Genomic DNA, 15486 nt, shown 5'->3' with positions numbered 1-15486 from the left:
AAGCATTGATAATACATGCACAGGCATCAGGCCTGTGCAAACAAACGAGCAAGAGCAGCCTGCATTGCAAGAAATGCAGACTGACGCGAAGCAGGAGAAGAAAATGGCCCATCAGGACCATAACACGCGTTATGTCGAAAAAAGAACCGCTGGCGGCGCCGGCTGGTTTATCGCCGGTGGACTGATTGTCGCCCTGATCATCGGCGGGCTGCTCTACACCAACGGATATTTCACCAACGAGGAAGACGTCAGCATCGAATTGAAAGTGCCGGGTCTCCCGAATTAAAGTCACTGTATTCCAGAGCGGCGGGATCCCTATCCCGCCGTTTCCGTAAGCAGCTTGCCCGCTGCCGCCCGCGCTTCGTCCGTTATGACGCTGCCCGCCAGCATGCGGGCGATTTCCTCGCGGCGGTGGCTTTCGTCGATGCGCCTGACCCGGGTCGCGACCCGGTCCGGTTTCGTTGCTTCCTTGGCGATCAGGAAATGGCCTTCCGCGCGCGCGGCCACCTGGGGAGCATGTGTAACGGTCAGAACCTGGACCTTGCTCGCCAGGCGCGCCAGGCGCAGGCCGATAGCCTCGGCAACCGCGCCGCCCACGCCCGTATCGATCTCGTCGAAGACCAGTGTCGGGGCCGATCCCTTGTCCGCCAGAGATACCTTCAGCGCCAGAAGGAACCGGGAGAGCTCTCCGCCGGATGCCACCTTCATCATCGGCCCGGGCCGGGTGCCCGGGTTGGTCTGCACGTGGAATTCGACCTGATCGATGCCCGAACGGCCCGGAGATTGCGGATCGCTTTGCAGCTCGACGATGAATTTGGCCCGTTCCAGCTTCAGATCCGGCAATTCCGCGACCACGGCCTTTTCCAGGGCTCGTGCAGTCCTGCGCCGTTTTTCCGAAAGGGAAGCAGCCTTCCTGTCATAATCCGCCCGGGCCTTGGCCGCCGCTTCGGCAAGAGCGTTCAGCTTGTCCTCGCCCGCATCGAGATCGGCAAGATCTCCCGCCATACGCTCACGCAGCATGGCGAGATCGTCCACCGGCACGGAGTATTTGCGCGACGCCGCGCGCAACGCGAACAGGCGTTCTTCCACCGCTTCCAGCTCACGCGGATCGAATTCCGTTTCGCGCAGCGCATTTTCAAGACTGGCGCGCGTGTCCTCCAGAAGATCCAGCGCTTCGGAAAGCGTGCGCACCGGCGAGCCGAGGAGCGCCGGCACCTGATCGACCTTGCGTTCCAGCCGCCGCAGCAGGCTGGCAAGCTCGGGGACCGGGGAAGCCGAACCGTTCAGCGTCTCGAAGGCTTCGTTCAGGTCGCCGGCGATTTTCTCCACCTGCATCATGTCCGTGCGGCGCGCAGCGAGCTGATCCTCCTCGCCGGTTTCCGGTTTCAGGCCGGAAAGCTCCTCGACGGAGGAGCGCAGGAAATCGGCCTCCTGGCGTGCAGCCTCGATCCTCTTCTCATGGTCGCTTACCGCCTTTTCCGCCGCCCTGAAGGCCGAATAGGCCTTGCCGACGGCCTCGCAGTCGCCCACCAGGCCGCCAAACACATCGATCAGCGCCCGGTGACTTTCCGGATCGACCAGGGCCCGGTCATCATGCTGGCCATGAATTTCCACCAGCAGGCCGCCTGCCTGGCGCAGCAGGCCGGCACTGACCGGCTGGTCATTGACAAAGGCCCGGGTCCGGCCATCGGAGGTCTGGATACGGCGCAGGATGATGTCGCCTTCATCATCGACATCGTTTTCCTGCAGGAAGGCGCGGACAGGATGATCCGCCGCCACATCGAAAACGGCTGTGACCTGTCCCTGAGATTCGCCATGACGCACCAGATCCGCATCCCCGCGGGCCCCCAGGGCCAGGGACAGGGAATCGAGCAAAATGGACTTGCCCGCACCGGTCTCGCCGGTCAGAACCGACATTCCTGCGGTAAAATCCAGATCGAGACGGTCAATCAGAACGATGTCACGGATAGACAGCGTGACCAGCATGAAGGGAAGCTCCTAAAGGCATAGCCTACAGTTCGGCGCGGTCCACCATATAAGAGAACCGGGTCGTCTTTCCAGAGCTTGTTAGATACTCTTGAACGCGCGGCTGATCCAGCTTCCGCTGTCTTCGGAGGGCTCGTAGCCTCCCTTGTTCAACAGCGTATAGGCATCCTTGTACCACTGGCTGTCCGGATAGTTGTGCCCGAGCACCGCGGCGGCGGTCTGCGCCTCGTTCACGACACCGAGCGCGTAATAGGCTTCCGTCAGGCGAAACAGGGCCTCTTCCACATGCCGGGTGGTCTGATAGTCGACGACCACGGTCTTGAACCGGTTGATGCCCGCAATGTAGTTGCGCTTTTCCAGATAATAGCGGCCGACCTGCATTTCCTTGCCGGCCAGCTGATCCTGAACAATTCTCAGCTTCTGTTCCGCATCCGGCACATATTCCGAATCCGGGAACCGCTGGATAAGTTCATTGAAGGCGCCGGCGGCTTTGCGGGTCACGGCCTGATCGCGGGTGATATCCGGCATCTGGCGGAAATAGCTCTGCCCGGCGAGATACAGCATGTAGGCGGAATCTTCATCGCCCGGATAAAGCGTCACGAATCGCTTCGCGGCCGTGATGGTCTCGGTGTATTTGCCGCGAGAAAAATTGAGGTAGGCCAGATTGACGAGCGATTTCTTGGAATATTCCGAATAGGGGTAGAGCTTGTCCAGCTCTTCGAACTTCTTGGCGGAGTCGCCCAGCTTGCCTTGCGCGCGCAGGGCGAGGCCTTCGTTGAACAGGACTTCCGGCGGCGTGTCGTTCAGGGCCAGATCGTCCAGATCCTCCTTGCCTCCGCAAGCCGCCAGAAAAAGCGGTGCTGCCAGGACGGCGAGTCTCAGGAAGTATTTCATGCCCCTGGTTCCGCTTGCTTCAGAACCACTGTCCATTCCGTTCACGCCTATACTCCCGGCCGTAACGGCCCAACCGGCCAATTCTAAACGGCCACGTATTTCATCGACAGGAGTGTTTAGCGGAAAGCACCCGTCCCCGTCACGTCCTCATCGGCATCTGACGGTATTTTTAAGCAAATTTATGGCAACCCGCTCGAATTGTGGTGTTTTCCGCCGAATTGACAAACGGCCGTTTGCGGAAAACGGCCCGAGCTCAGATCAGGAAACGTCCGGACCGAAGGCGGCGGATGCGGCCAGACCGCCCTTGTCCACCTGACCGACCTGACGGAAAGCCGGCGCTTCGACGATCTCGAACGCGCTCGGGTCCTCGAACAGCTTGACCAGAATGGCATTGTTCATCTTGTGACCGCCCTTGTAGGACCGGTAGAGACCCAGGATAGGCAGACCGGCCAGGGCAAGGTCGCCGATTGCGTCCAGCGTCTTGTGACGGGCAAACTCATCCGGCCAGCGCGTGCCTTCCGGGTTGAGCACCTTGTCTTCGGAGATGGCGACGGAGTTTTCCAGCGAGGAACCGAGGGCAAACCCCATCTTCCAGAGCTGCTCGACATCCTTGACGTAACCGAAGGTGCGTGCCCGGGAAACCTCGTCGCGGAACACCTGCGGGGTCATGTCCGACTCGAACCGCTGGCGGCCGATCAGCGGTGTGTCGAAATCGATGGTGATGTCGAACTTCGTCCCGTCATAAGGATGCAGCTCGCACCAGGCACTGCCATTGTCGACGCGGACGGTTTTCCTGATCTTGAGATACCGGCGGCCACGGTCCAGCTTTTTCAGCCCCGTCTGCTCGATCGCTTCGACGAAAGCAGCGCTGCTGCCGTCCATGATCGGCATTTCCGGTCCGTCGACCTCGATAATGAGATTGTCCACACCCATACCGACAAGAGCCGCCATGAGATGTTCGACCGTCGCCACGCCATCGCCTGCGGGATCGCCAAGCACCGTGCAAAGGGCAGTCGAGGACACCTTGTTCCACTGCGCGGAAACTTCCGAGGACATGTCCTTGTCGCTCCGGGTGAAAACGATCCCCACGCTCGATTCGGCGGGTACCAATGTGATCGACACGGGCTTGCCCGAATGAACACCAACCCCGGTCAGCGTGACCTGATCTGCGAGTGTTGTCTGTCGATCGACATATGTTGTCATGTACCCTTGCCCTTCCGGTTTGCGATCAAAAAAGGCCGGTATTTCCCCCTCGCAGGTTACGGACTTTTAACGATCACGGTTTGAGGGGAAGATAGTCCCGATGCCAAAGAGAGCGAAATAAAGCTTTATTACGGTTTGTAACGATTCACAGCTTCATAACATGCTGATTTTAAAAAGAAAATTTTCCACCTACAGAAACAGCCCGGAGCGTGAGCTCCGGGCTGTCGCGATCAGGGAAGACAATCGCGTCGAGAATCAGTTGGCCTGGCGGCGAAGAAAGGCCGGGATTTCCAACTGTTCGTCGTCAGTCGTGCTGACCGGCTTGGGCGCCGCCCGGCCGGTACCGTCGAGCTGTCCCGCGGCGCCCTGTGCGGAAGGACGCGGCTGCGGTGCGCGCGGTGCGGTCTGGGGAGCGCGCGGTGTCGCCTGAGGCACCTGCTGCATCTGCGGTGCGGGGCGTCTGACCGGAGCCTCTGCCTCGTGCTCGTCTTCCTCGTCTTCCCGGCGGCCGAGGCCGCTGGCAAGGCGGCGCAGAAGACCCATCGGGCGCCTGTCTTCCTCACCATGCTCCTCGTAACCGGCGGCAGGAGCCGCAGGTTGGGCGGGAGCTGGTGCAGGCTCATTTACCAGCGGCTGCCGTGCAGGACTTGCGGTCGTCTGCTGAGCGCGGATTTCACGCTGGGCGATCGGCGGAAAGTCCTCGACGCGCGGCATGCGTGGCGTCGTGTTGTGCTCCTCGGCTGCCGGCGGGATATACGGCTTGCTGAGCGGCGTGTCCTCGACGACCTGCGCGGGCGCATCGTCTTCGAGATCCATCATCGCAGCCTTGCTGGCAAGGGCCGCGCTCGTTGGCTGAACACGCTTGATCTCCACGTCGGGATCGCTGGCGACCGAAACCGGCCGGGGATCCGGCAGGGCCAGTTCCTTTTCCAGATTGGCGACTGCCTTGGCAGCAGCATCCATCGCATGGACTTTTTCAGCCGCTGCAGCCGGCTTGGCCGTCGTGAATTCCGGGACGCGCGCAGGTGCCGGCGCCTCGGTTTTCAGGGGTTGTGCACCTGCGGAGGGAAACGTGTTGGCCGCAAGACCTTCCTCCTTGTCGATGCCCGTTGCCACGACCGAAACCCGAATGATGCCATCAAGGGTCTCGTCGAATGTTGCTCCCAGGATGATGTTGGCATCCGCATCGACTTCCTCGCGGATACGGGTTGCCGCCTCGTCCACCTCGAACAGCGTCAGATCGTTGCCGCCCGTGATGGAGATCAGCAGGCCCCTGGCGCCCTTCATGGAGGATTCGTCAAGAAGCGGATTGGCGATGGCAGCTTCCGCCGCCTGCTGCGCGCGCTTCTCGCCGCTGGCCTCGCCGGTTCCCATCATAGCCTTGCCCATGCCGCGCATCACGGAACGGACGTCGGCGAAGTCGAGGTTGATGAGACCTTCCTTCACCATCAGGTCGGTGATGCAGGCGACACCGGAATACAGCACCTGGTCGGCCATCGCGAATGCATCGGCGAACGTGGTCTGCGCGTTGGCGATCCGGAACAGGTTCTGGTTCGGAATCACGATCAGCGTATCGACACTGCGCTGCAGTTCCTCGATGCCACTGTCGGCAATCCGCATCCGGCGAGCGCCTTCGAACTGGAACGGCTTGGTCACGACGCCAACCGTCAGAATGCCCTGTTCGCGCGCCGCGCGGGCAATCACGGGAGCCGCGCCGGTGCCGGTGCCGCCGCCCATTCCGGCGGTGATGAACACCATGTGCGATCCGGACAGATGGTCGTTGATCTCGTCGATCACCTCTTCAGCCGCGGCCGAACCGACTTCGGGCTGTGAGCCTGCACCAAGACCTTCCGTGACCGCCACGCCCATCTGGACGAGGCGTTCGGACTGGTTCATGGCCAGTGCCTGGGCATCCGTGTTGGCGCAAACGAAGTCGCACCCCTGGAGGCCTGCTGTGATCATGTTATTGACGGCGTTTCCGCCCGCGCCGCCGACGCCGAAGACCGTAATGCGCGGTTTCAGCTCCTGAATGTCGGGCATCTTCAGGTTGATGGTCATATTATCCTCGCGACCCACTGGCGCCCCCGCTACGGGAGAACCCTCTTCTTCCCTAATCTTCTCCGCCATTTCTGGCAGCTCAAATTCCTGGTTTTCGTCTTCTTGGCTCATGTCGTCAGAAGCTTTCCCTGATCCACTGGCCCACGCGGGCCAGATAACCAGATTGCCCGCCCCACCCAGATCTCCGGTTCTTGTGTTCGAACTGTTCGATCTGAGCGACTTGCGGATAAATCAAGAGGCCGACCGCGGCGGCAAATGCCGGACCTTTGGCGGCTTCGGGAAGACCGGCGACACCAAGTGGCCGGCCAAGACGGACGTTGCGCCCCAGGACGTGACGCGCAACTTCTCCCAGACCCGTGAGCTGACTTGCGCCCCCCGTCAGCACGATCTGCTTGCCCACCCGACCGGCGAAACCGGAGGCAGTCAGGCGATCTCTCACAAGTTCCAGGATTTCTTCCACACGCGGCCGGATGACCCGGGTCAGCGCCGAGCGCGGGATCTGGTTCGGCAGGTCGCTGTCGCTTTCCAGCGGCGGCACCGTGAGCAGGTCACGGTCGTCCGAGCTGGAGGCCAGCGGCGAGCCATAAAGGGTTTTCAGGCGCTCCGCATCCTGAAGGCGGGTGGCGAAGGCGCGCGCGATATCCGTGGTCACATGGTTGCCGCCAACGGCAATGGCATCCAGATGGACCATGTGACCGTCGACGAAGACCGACAGGGTCGTCGTTCCGCCGCCCATGTCGATACAGGCAACGCCCAGCTCCGCTTCATCGTCGACGATGGTTGACAACCCACTGGCAAAGGGCGTTGCCACCATGGTTTCCACGTGAAGATGACCGCGGTTGATGCAAAGTTCCAGATTGCGGACCGGCGGCACTTCCGCCGTGACCACCTGCATTTCGACACCGAGCTTGTGCCCCATCATGCCACGCGGGTCGCGGATGCCGCGGCTGCCGTCCAGTGAATAGGAAATCGGCAGCGCATGCGTGACCGCCCGGCCGTCCGTGACGGAATGACTGGAACCGGCGGAAAGAACCCGCTGGATATCGGCCTCCGACACGCTTTCACCGGCCAGCGGCACACCGGCGCTGTAAATTTCGCTCTGCAGACGGCCGCAGCTGATATTGGCGATCAGCGATTCGACCGTCACGCCGGCCATGCGTTCGGCACTGTCGACTGCCTGGCGTATCGCCTGCTCGGCGGCGTCCATGTCGACCACGACTCCGGACTTGATGCCCCGCGAGCGCTGATACCCGTATCCGAGCACCTCGACCTTGTGGGACCGGCTCGACAGGATCGACTTGTCGTCCCGCGGCACAAGCTTCGCGATCAGGCAGCAGACTTTCGTCGACCCGACGTCCAGGACCGACATGATGACAGCGCGCCGGCTCGGCAATGGCCGCATTTTCGGCAGATAGAGATGGCTGGAAGAGCGGCTCATGTATCCCGCTCCTTCTTGCCGGTCCGGCCCTTGCCGCCGGTCATGACCTTGCGCTGCTCGGCGACTTCGTCGGACAGGCGGACGGTCACCCGATCCGCGAGGCGCAGATCGATCGCCACGATGTCACGGGACAGCAGCCCGCTTTCCCGATCCATTTTCATCAGGTCGGCCAGGGCCGCATCGATGTTGTTTTCCGGAAGACTGATGGAAATACCGTTTTCAAGCTGCAGATCCCAGCGGCGATCACTGATCAGAAACGCCGCCCGCACACGCGGACGAAGTTCAGGCACCTCGGCCAGAGCCGAATTGATTTCCACAGCCCGGCGTTGCGCTCCGTGATTGACCACGAGAAGAAGATTCGCATAGCGGCCATCGACTTCGTCGGTGATCACGTCGCCTGATTCGTTGATGATCGAGACCAGATCACCGCGCTGCCAGAGCGCATAGGGAACCCGTTCCTCGATATTGATCTGCAGCGTGCTCGGATACAGCTTCATGACGGAAGCGTTTTTCACCCACGCCATCCGGTTCAGACGCTCGCGTGCCCCTTCCGCATCGAACAGTGCCAGGGAGGAGCCTTCATGAATCTCGAGGGCTTCGAGGATCTGGAATTCGTCGATCTCACGCTGACCGGAAAGCTTCACAGCCTCGACACCGAAGCCCGCGGCAGACAGCAGCGCATCGGAAACGATCCGGCCGTGCCCCCCTATGACTATTCCATAACCAATTGTTAAGGTTAAGAAACCCAGTGCAGCAGCAGAGCCGGCCCATTGCGGCAATTCGGTAAGGCGTCCCGCTGCCCGCCAGACCGGCTGGCGATGCAAACGCGCAACACCGCGCCCGCGCGGAGCCAGCTCGGCCTCCAGGCGGGTCAGGGAATTGCGTTTATGTTTGCGTCCTAGCGACAGCAACTTGCGTCCTCTACCATCCAGCTTACCAGGTCCTTGAAACTCATCCCCTTGTGGGCCGCCATTTCCGGCACAAGAGAGGTTGGCGTCATGCCTGGTTGCGTGTTCACTTCAAGACAAATCACTTCACCGGATCCATCTTCCCGTTCATCGAATCGGAAATCTGCGCGGGAAACACCGCGACAATCCAAAGCGTGATGCGCCTTGACTGCTAGTGTCTCTATCTTTTGGTAAACAATCGGTGAAATTTTCGCAGGAAGAATGTGTTTTGAACCGCCTTGTGCATATTTCGCTTCATAATCGTAGAACCCCTGCCCCTGGGGAAGGATATCTATGACGCCGAGTGCCCTGTCATTCATGACAGCACAGGTCAGCTCCCGGCCGGCGATGAACTTCTCGCACATAAGCACCTCCGGGAAGGCCCAGTCCGCGCGGCTCAGTTCCTGCGGCGGAAACTCTTGATCTTTCTGGACAATCAGCACCCCGAAGCTCGACCCTTCATTGATCGGCTTGAGCACATAAGGCGGCTCCATCGGGTGCTTGCGAAGGATGTCCCGGCGGTTCACGACCACATGCTCGGTCACCGGAACCCCGGCCGCCGCCATGACCGCCTTGGCCTTCACCTTGTTCATTGCAAGGCTCGATGCCATGACGCCGGAATGCGTATAGGGGATGTTAAGAAACTCTAATATTCCCTGAACGCAACCGTCCTCGCCAAAGGGACCGTGAAGGGCGTTGAAGACCACATCCGGCCGCAGCTCCTGCAGAACAGCGGAGATATTCCGGTCCACATCGACACGGGTCACCCGGTAACCGGCCTCTTCCAGGGCCGCAGCGCATTCCTTGCCGGTCGAGAGGCTTACAGGGCGTTCGTTGACCCAGCCGCCCATCAGCACGGCAACATGTTTTCCGGCCATTTACGCAGCCTCCTCTTTTTCGCCCAGAAACGGTTCGACCGGACCTTCGGGTCCGAACTGTCCGAGCCGCTTGATTTCCCATTCCAGCCTGATGCCGCTGTGTTTCAGGACCCGTGCCCGCACGGTTTCTCCGAGCAGCTCCAGGTCGTGTCCGCTGGCGTTGCCGGTGTTGATCATGAAATTGCAGTGCATCTCCGACATTTGCGCTCCGCCGACCGTCAGTCCGCGGCAACCGGCGGCATCGACCACTTTCCAGGCTGAAGCGCCCGGCGGATTCTTGAAGGTCGACCCCCCGGTCTTTTCCCGGATCGGCTGCGCCTTTTCCCGGTGCGCGACGACATCCGCCATTTCCGCGCGGATGGACTGCATGTCGCTCGGCACGCCTTCGAACACCCCTGCGGTGAAAATCAGGTCCTTCGGCGCCGAGGAATGCCTGTAGGCATAGTCCATGTCGGCATTGCTCAGAACATGGCGGTTGCCGTCACGGTCATAGGCGGTAAGTTCGATCATCCGCTCACGGGTTTCCGTTCCATGCGCCCCCGCATTCATGCGCAGGGCACCGCCCAGGCCTCCCGGAATGCCCGTGTAAAAGGCAAACCCGCCGAGACCGGCCTCCGCCGCGGCTTCCGCAAGCCGCTTGTCCGGCACGGCAGCACCTGCCCTGAGCCGGTTGCCCCCGATTGCCTCGATCGCCCCGAACCCTCTGGCGCTCAACCGGACGACAACGCCCTCCAGTCCACCGTCACGGATCAAGAGATTCGATCCCAGACCGACCGGAAGCACGGGAATGTCCTTCGGCAATTTGCGCAGGAACGCGGAAAGATCCGCTTCGTCCGCCGGCTGGAACATGAGCTGCGCCGGGCCGCCGGTGCGAAACCAGGTGACGGCGGAAAGCGGCTGATTTGCGGTCAGCCTGCCGCGAATGCCTTCGCCAAGATCCGGGATGGTCTCAAGGAGATCGGGAAAACCCATTGAAAGTCTCCCTTACAGGTCTTCGAGCTGTTTCGGCAGCGCATAGGCCCACTGGGTAATGTTTCCCGCCCCAAGACAGATGACGAAATCCCCCGGCTCGGCCAATTCCTTCACGATCGCCGGCAGTTCATCGGGGCCTTCGATGGCCCGGACATTGCGGTGCCCGCGGGTCTTCATGCCGGAGACCAGGTCCGTGTGCGCGGCCCCTTCGATCGGCTGCTCGCCCGCGGCATAGACCGGCGCGATGATCACCGCATCGGCATCATTGAAACAATTCGAGAAATCGTCGAACAGGCTGGCGAGCCTGGAATATCTGTGCGGCTGCATGACCGCGATAACCTTGCCACTGGTGGATTCGCGCGCAGCATGCAGCACGGCCTTTATCTCCACCGGATGATGGCCGTAATCGTCGAAGATCTGAATGCCGCCGACCGAACCTGTCAGGGTGAAGCGGCGCTTGACCCCGCCAAAGGTGGATATGCCCTTTTTGAGCTCCTCCGCAGACACGCCCAGCTGGGAAGCCACGGCAATGGCAGCCGTCGCGTTGGACACATTGTGCAGCCCCGGCATCGGCAGAACCAGATCCTTCAGTTCGATCACCTCACCTGTCCGGCGGTCGCGAATGGTCACGGAGAAGACCGACTTGCCGCCGTCCATGGAAACGTCGGTGAAGCGGATGTCCGCCTGCGGATTGGTCCCATAGGTGACGACCCGCCGGTCCTCGATCGCGCCGATCATGGTCTGAACCTCCGGATGGTCCAGACACATCACGGCAAATCCGTAAAACGGCACGTTTTCCACGAATTGCCGGAAGGCGGCACGAACGCCCGCAAAATCGCCGTAGTGATCGAGATGCTCCGGGTCGATGTTGGTGACGACGGCAATATCCGCCGGCAGCTTGACGAAGGTGCCGTCGCTTTCGTCCGCCTCCACCACCATCCAGTCCCCCTTGCCCATGCGGGCATTGGTGCCATAGGCATTGATGATGCCGCCATTGATGACGGTCGGATCGAGATTGCCCGCGTCGAGGAGTGCGGCCACCATGGAGGTTGTCGTGGTCTTGCCGTGGGTTCCGCCAACCGCAATCGCCTGCTTGAAGCGCATCAGCTCGGCAAGCATTTCCGCGCGCCGGACCACCGGAACAAGTTTCTCCCGGGCGGCAACCAGTTCGGGATTGTCCTTCCTGATCGCCGAAGAGACCACGAGAACTTCCGCATCGCCAAGATTCTCGGCCGCGTGGCCCACGGTCACCGCGATGCCATGCGCCCTGAGGCGCTGCACATTGGCGTTTTCCGCCATGTCCGATCCCTGAACCTGATAGCCGAGGGTCTTGAGCACCTCTGCTATCCCGCTCATGCCGATCCCCCCGATCCCGACAAAATGGATCGGTCCGATATCCTGCGGCATTTTCATGGCCGTTCTCCTTCTTTGCTGGCGACCTTCTCGACGAGGTCCGCAAGACGTTTCACTGCGTCGGGTCTGGCGACACTGCGGGCATTTTCAGCCGCCGCCGCGAGCATGTCCGGCGTTTCCATGAAACGGATGATCTCCCTGGCGAGGCGTTCAGGGTACAGGTCCACCTGCCGGATCGGCCAGGCACCGCCCGCCTTTTCCAGGACCCTTGCATTGGCGGCCTGGTCCTGATCGATCGCACCGGGCAGCGGCACCAGTATCGACGGGCGGCCGAGCACGCTGAGCTCGCTGACCGAAGAGGCTCCGGAGCGGCAAAGGACCAGATGGGCCTGGGCGATGCGCTGCGGCATATCCTGAAAGAACGGCGCGCATTCGGCCTGGACCCCGAGCCCGTCACAGGCCTTCTGCACCCGCTCCAGGTCTTCCGGACGGCATTGCTGCACGATCCTGAGCCTTGCGCGGATTTCCGCCGGCAACTCCTTGAGCGCCGGCGGCACGAGATCCGAGAAGAACCTTGCCCCCTGCGACCCTCCGAAAATGAGCAGCCTGAAATCCCCCCCGGCAACCGGTGCGGAATAGGGCAGTTCCGCAGCGTCCAAAACCGCTTCGCGGACCGGATTGCCGGTTTCGACAAGTTTGCGCGACAGATCTTCGGGCAGATCCGCAATGGGCACGCTGGTGGCAATGGCGGTAACGCCCCTGGCCAGCAGCCTGTTCGCCCGGCCCATGACGCCATTTGCCTCGTGCAGAATGGAAGGCGTGCCGGTCAGCCGTGCCGCATACATGGGCGGGAAGGTCGGATAGCCGCCGAAGCCGGCGACCACATCCGGCTTGAGCGCCCGGATCAGCGACCGGGCCTGAAGCGTGCCGCGCAGCAGGCTGAATGCCGTTCTGGCCAGCGACACCGGGTTCCGGCCGCGGATGGTCTCCGAGGCGATGATGTGAACCTTGCGGGCCGGAAAGGCCGAGCCGTATTTGTCCGCCCGCTCGTCCGTGGCCAGCTCGACGCACCAGCCCCGCCGGGTGAGTTCACCGGCCAGCGCCTGTGCTGGAAAAAGGTGGCCGCCTGTTCCGCCGGCTGTCAATAATACTGTTTTGCTCATGGGTCCGGCTTCTGGCCTAACGTTCGATCTGGCTTCACATCAACGACGATGGCGACAACCTGCTTACGGTGACGGCCTCACTACGGGAAGGCTGCGGTCGTCGTCGGGTCAGGGCCAGGATGGCGCCCGCCGTCATGGCCGATGACAGGAGCGACGACCCTCCATAGGAAATGAAGGGCAGGGTCATGCCCTTGGACGGCATCAGGTGCAGGTTGACGGCGAGATTGATGGTTGCCTGCAGGCCGAAAAGAACCACAAGGCCCGCCGTGGCAAGACGGCTGAAGGCATCCTGGTCCCGGCTGGCATGGTTCAGGCCGCGAATGACGATGAAGGCGAAGACCGAAACCAGCAGCAGACAGGCCAGGACCCCGAATTCCTCGCCGACAACCGCAAAGATGAAATCCGTATGGCTGTCGGGAAGAATGCGCTTCACCGTGCCTTCACCCGGTCCGCGCCCGAACCACCCGCCTGCAAGAAAGGAATCCATCGCTGTGTCGACCTGGAAGGTATCCCCGGAACTCGGGTCCAGAAACCGGTCCACGCGGTTGGTCACATGGGGCAGGAAGGCGTAGGCGGCGAACAGCCCGGCGATGCCGATCAGCCCCAGCGCCATGATGATGATCCAGGAAATGCCGTTGAGAAAGAAAAGCCCTGCCCAGACGAGGCCCAGAAGCATGGTCTGGCCGAAATCGGGCTGCGCGATCAGCAACGCCGCGCAGATGGCGAACAGCACGAAGGCAAACAGCACGCCCGGCACTTCCCGGCGGCGGCCGCTTTCCGACAGCAGAAAGGCGATCAGCACCACGAAGGCCGGCTTGAGGAATTCGGACGGCTGCAGGGAAAACCCGGCGATATAGATCCAGCGTCGTGCACCCTTTGCCTCGAAGCCGGCGAACAGCGTCGCGATCATCAGGATCAGCGACACGATGAAGACGATCAGCGCGGCCCGCCGGATCGCCCGTGGCGACATCAGCGAGGCCGCCAGCATGACGGTAATGGCCGGCAGGAGAAACAGAGCCTGGCGTTTGACGAAGAAGAAGGTGTCGACACCGATCCGCTCGGCAACGGGCGGGCTTGCCGCAAAGGACAGGACAACACCTCCGACCATCAGCAGACCGAAGGCGGCAAGCAGATAATGATCCACGGTCCAGAGCCACTCGGCGAACCGGCTGCGATCTGCGCGTGATACCATCTAGGCGACCTCCTGCGTGTTACCCGCATCCGGCAAGGCACGCACCGCCTCCACAAAAGCGGTGCCCCGCAATTCGAAGTTCCGGTACTGGTCGAAGCTGGCACAGGCGGGCGAAAGCAGAATGGCGATCTCCTCCGCACCGTCCTCGGCCGCCTCGCGGGTGGCGTCGGCAACCGCTTGCGGCAGCGTGCTGCTGATCTTGTACGGCACCCGACCTTCCAGCGTCTTGGCAAATTCCTCTGCCGCCTCGCCGATCAGAAAGGTCTTGGCGACCCTGGGAAAATACTCTTCCAGCGAGGAGATACCGCCCGCCTTGGCCCGCCCGCCCGCGATCCAGTAGATCCGGTCGAAGCTGGCAAGCGCCCGTGCGGCCGCATCCGCGTTGGTGGCCTTGGAATCGTTGATGAAGAGCACCCGCCCCTGTCTGGAGACAACTTCCATGCGGTGATGCAGGCCAGGAAAGGAGGGCATCGCCGCCGCGATCCTGTCGGCGGGTATCTCCAGCGCCCTGAGGGCGGCAAAGGCGGCGGCCGCATTCTGGCCGTTGTGATCGCCGCGCAGGCTGTCGATCCCGCCCAGAAGTGCAATTTCGCTCTGGCTGCCGTCCCGCGCCTCGATCAGACGTCCGTGACGGGCATAGATACCGCTGGTGAGTTCCCGCTCGCCGGCAATGCGGCAAACCGGCTTGCGGGCCAGTTCCAGCCGGTCGGCAATCGCGGAGGACAGAGGGTCATCAACCCCGACAACCGCGACCTTGGCCCCGGCCACGACCCGTTCCTTGATGGCGGCATAATTTTCCATGGTGCCGTGCCGATCGAGGTGATCCGGAGAAAGGTTCATGAGGATCCCGACGGTCGGATCCAGTGTCGGCGAAAGATCGACCTGATAGGAGGAACATTCGATCACATAGTGGCGGCCGGGCTGCGGTGGCTCCAGGTCCAGAATCGGTACGCCGATATTGCCGCCGACCTGCACATCGAGGCCCACTTCACGCAGAAGATGACCGATCAGCGCCGTGGTAGTGGATTTGCCGTTGGTGCCGGTGATGGCGATCAGCGGTGCGTCGGGACAGAGCTTGCGCCGCTCCCGGCAGAAGAGTTCCACATCGCCGATGATCTCCACGCCTGCCTGGCGGGCAAGATCCACGGACCAGTGCGGCACCGGATTGGTCAGCGGCACGCCGGGAGCCAGGACCAGGGCGGCGATGCCGCTCCAGTCCAGCTGGCGCAGGTCACAGGTTTCGAGCCCTTCGTCTGCCGCCTGCCCGACCCGTTCTTCGTTGTCGTCGAAACACACCACATTCGCACCGCCCAGCTTGAGCGCGCGCGCCGTCGCCAGCCCGGACCCGCCAAGCCCGAACAGCGCGACAGTGTCGTTTTCGAATGTGGTGATCGCGATCATT

13 protein-coding genes are annotated in these 15486 nt (G+C 61.9%); 1 reads left to right on the top strand and 12 read right to left on the bottom strand.

Features of this window, described 5'->3' with window-relative positions; translation table 11 throughout:
• Positions 1-103: 103 nt before the first annotated feature.
• Positions 104-286 carry a hypothetical protein gene (locus tag DCO57_RS10645; RefSeq protein ID WP_116698990.1) on the top strand — a complete coding sequence of 61 codons (183 nt, stop codon included), beginning with the start codon at positions 104-106 and terminating at the stop codon, positions 284-286.
• A 29-nt stretch (positions 287-315) separates the two neighbouring features.
• Here DCO57_RS10645 and recN read toward each other — a convergent pair whose 3' ends face one another.
• The 12 genes from recN to murD all read right to left on the bottom strand — a co-directional run bounded on the left by recN (position 316) and on the right by murD (position 15485).
• Positions 316-1986, bottom strand: coding sequence for a DNA repair protein RecN (gene recN / locus DCO57_RS10640; protein ID WP_116698878.1), 1671 nt, complete (start codon positions 1984-1986; stop codon positions 316-318).
• Between the two features lie 81 nt (positions 1987-2067).
• The gene (locus tag DCO57_RS10635; protein ID WP_116698877.1) at positions 2068-2880 is read right to left on the bottom strand and encodes an outer membrane protein assembly factor BamD; all 813 of its coding nucleotides are present in this window, start codon (positions 2878-2880) and stop codon (positions 2068-2070) included.
• Positions 2881-3138: 258 nt separating this feature from the next.
• Positions 3139-4083, bottom strand: coding sequence for a UDP-3-O-acyl-N-acetylglucosamine deacetylase (gene lpxC, locus DCO57_RS10630; RefSeq protein ID WP_116698876.1), 945 nt, complete (start codon positions 4081-4083; stop codon positions 3139-3141).
• 255 nt (positions 4084-4338) lie between these two features.
• Positions 4339-6141: a cell division protein FtsZ gene (gene ftsZ / locus DCO57_RS10625; RefSeq protein ID WP_116698875.1), complete on the bottom strand. Its 1803-nt coding sequence runs from the start codon at positions 6139-6141 to the stop codon at positions 4339-4341.
• Between the two features lie 115 nt (positions 6142-6256).
• Positions 6257-7579, bottom strand: coding sequence for a cell division protein FtsA (ftsA, locus tag DCO57_RS10620; RefSeq protein ID WP_116698874.1), 1323 nt, complete (start codon positions 7577-7579; stop codon positions 6257-6259).
• Entirely contained in the window at positions 7576-8490 is a 915-nt protein-coding gene (locus tag DCO57_RS10615; RefSeq protein WP_205756131.1) for a cell division protein FtsQ/DivIB, read from the bottom strand. Before DCO57_RS10615 ends, ftsA begins: the two co-directional genes overlap by 4 nt.
• Positions 8478-9404, bottom strand: coding sequence for a D-alanine--D-alanine ligase (locus tag DCO57_RS10610; RefSeq protein WP_116698872.1), 927 nt, complete (start codon positions 9402-9404; stop codon positions 8478-8480). Before DCO57_RS10610 ends, DCO57_RS10615 begins: the two co-directional genes overlap by 13 nt.
• On the bottom strand, positions 9405-10376 hold the full coding sequence (gene murB, locus DCO57_RS10605) for a UDP-N-acetylmuramate dehydrogenase (protein ID WP_116698871.1): 972 nt from the start codon (positions 10374-10376) through the stop codon (positions 9405-9407).
• A gap of 12 nt (positions 10377-10388) precedes the next feature.
• On the bottom strand, positions 10389-11789 hold the full coding sequence (gene murC, locus DCO57_RS10600) for a UDP-N-acetylmuramate--L-alanine ligase (RefSeq protein WP_116698870.1): 1401 nt from the start codon (positions 11787-11789) through the stop codon (positions 10389-10391).
• Positions 11786-12892 (bottom strand): undecaprenyldiphospho-muramoylpentapeptide beta-N-acetylglucosaminyltransferase, encoded by a 1107-nt coding sequence (murG, locus tag DCO57_RS10595; protein ID WP_116698869.1) that lies wholly within the window; start codon positions 12890-12892, stop codon positions 11786-11788. The genes murC and murG overlap by 4 nt, the downstream gene beginning before the upstream one ends.
• 34 nt (positions 12893-12926) lie before the next feature.
• Positions 12927-14084 carry a putative peptidoglycan glycosyltransferase FtsW gene (locus DCO57_RS10590; RefSeq protein ID WP_116698868.1) on the bottom strand — a complete coding sequence of 386 codons (1158 nt, stop codon included), beginning with the start codon at positions 14082-14084 and terminating at the stop codon, positions 12927-12929.
• On the bottom strand, positions 14085-15485 hold the full coding sequence (gene murD, locus DCO57_RS10585; protein WP_116698867.1) for a UDP-N-acetylmuramoyl-L-alanine--D-glutamate ligase: 1401 nt from the start codon (positions 15483-15485) through the stop codon (positions 14085-14087). It lies immediately after the preceding gene.
• Between the last annotated feature and the right edge of the window lies 1 nt (position 15486).

It is taken from the genome of Labrenzia sp. 011 (assembly GCF_003075075.1).
Lineage (GTDB): Bacteria > Pseudomonadota > Alphaproteobacteria > Rhizobiales > Stappiaceae > Roseibium.
Note: the sequence above shows the minus strand (reverse complement) of the source record. Positions and strands in the feature narration are given on the sequence as shown.

What these genes read in the sequence shown, in the direction of transcription:
- DCO57_RS10645 (WP_116698990.1), top strand. Translation starts at nt 104, where the DNA reads ATGGCCCATCAGGACCATAACACGCGTTATGTCGAAAAAAGAACCGCT.
- recN (WP_116698878.1), bottom strand. Translation starts at nt 1,986, where the DNA reads ATGCTGGTCACGCTGTCTATCCGTGACATCGTTCTGATTGACCGTCTC.
- DCO57_RS10635 (WP_116698877.1), bottom strand. Translation starts at nt 2,880, where the DNA reads ATGAAATACTTCCTGAGACTCGCCGTCCTGGCAGCACCGCTTTTTCTG.
- lpxC (WP_116698876.1), bottom strand. Translation starts at nt 4,083, where the DNA reads ATGACAACATATGTCGATCGACAGACAACACTCGCAGATCAGGTCACG.
- ftsZ (WP_116698875.1), bottom strand. Translation starts at nt 6,141, where the DNA reads ATGACCATCAACCTGAAGATGCCCGACATTCAGGAGCTGAAACCGCGC.
- ftsA (WP_116698874.1), bottom strand. Translation starts at nt 7,579, where the DNA reads ATGAGCCGCTCTTCCAGCCATCTCTATCTGCCGAAAATGCGGCCATTG.
- DCO57_RS10610 (WP_116698872.1), bottom strand. Translation starts at nt 9,404, where the DNA reads ATGGCCGGAAAACATGTTGCCGTGCTGATGGGCGGCTGGGTCAACGAA.
- murB (WP_116698871.1), bottom strand. Translation starts at nt 10,376, where the DNA reads ATGGGTTTTCCCGATCTCCTTGAGACCATCCCGGATCTTGGCGAAGGC.
- murC (WP_116698870.1), bottom strand. Translation starts at nt 11,789, where the DNA reads ATGAAAATGCCGCAGGATATCGGACCGATCCATTTTGTCGGGATCGGG.
- murG (WP_116698869.1), bottom strand. Translation starts at nt 12,892, where the DNA reads ATGAGCAAAACAGTATTATTGACAGCCGGCGGAACAGGCGGCCACCTT.
- DCO57_RS10590 (WP_116698868.1), bottom strand. Translation starts at nt 14,084, where the DNA reads ATGGTATCACGCGCAGATCGCAGCCGGTTCGCCGAGTGGCTCTGGACC.
- murD (WP_116698867.1), bottom strand. Translation starts at nt 15,485, where the DNA reads ATGATCGCGATCACCACATTCGAAAACGACACTGTCGCGCTGTTCGGG.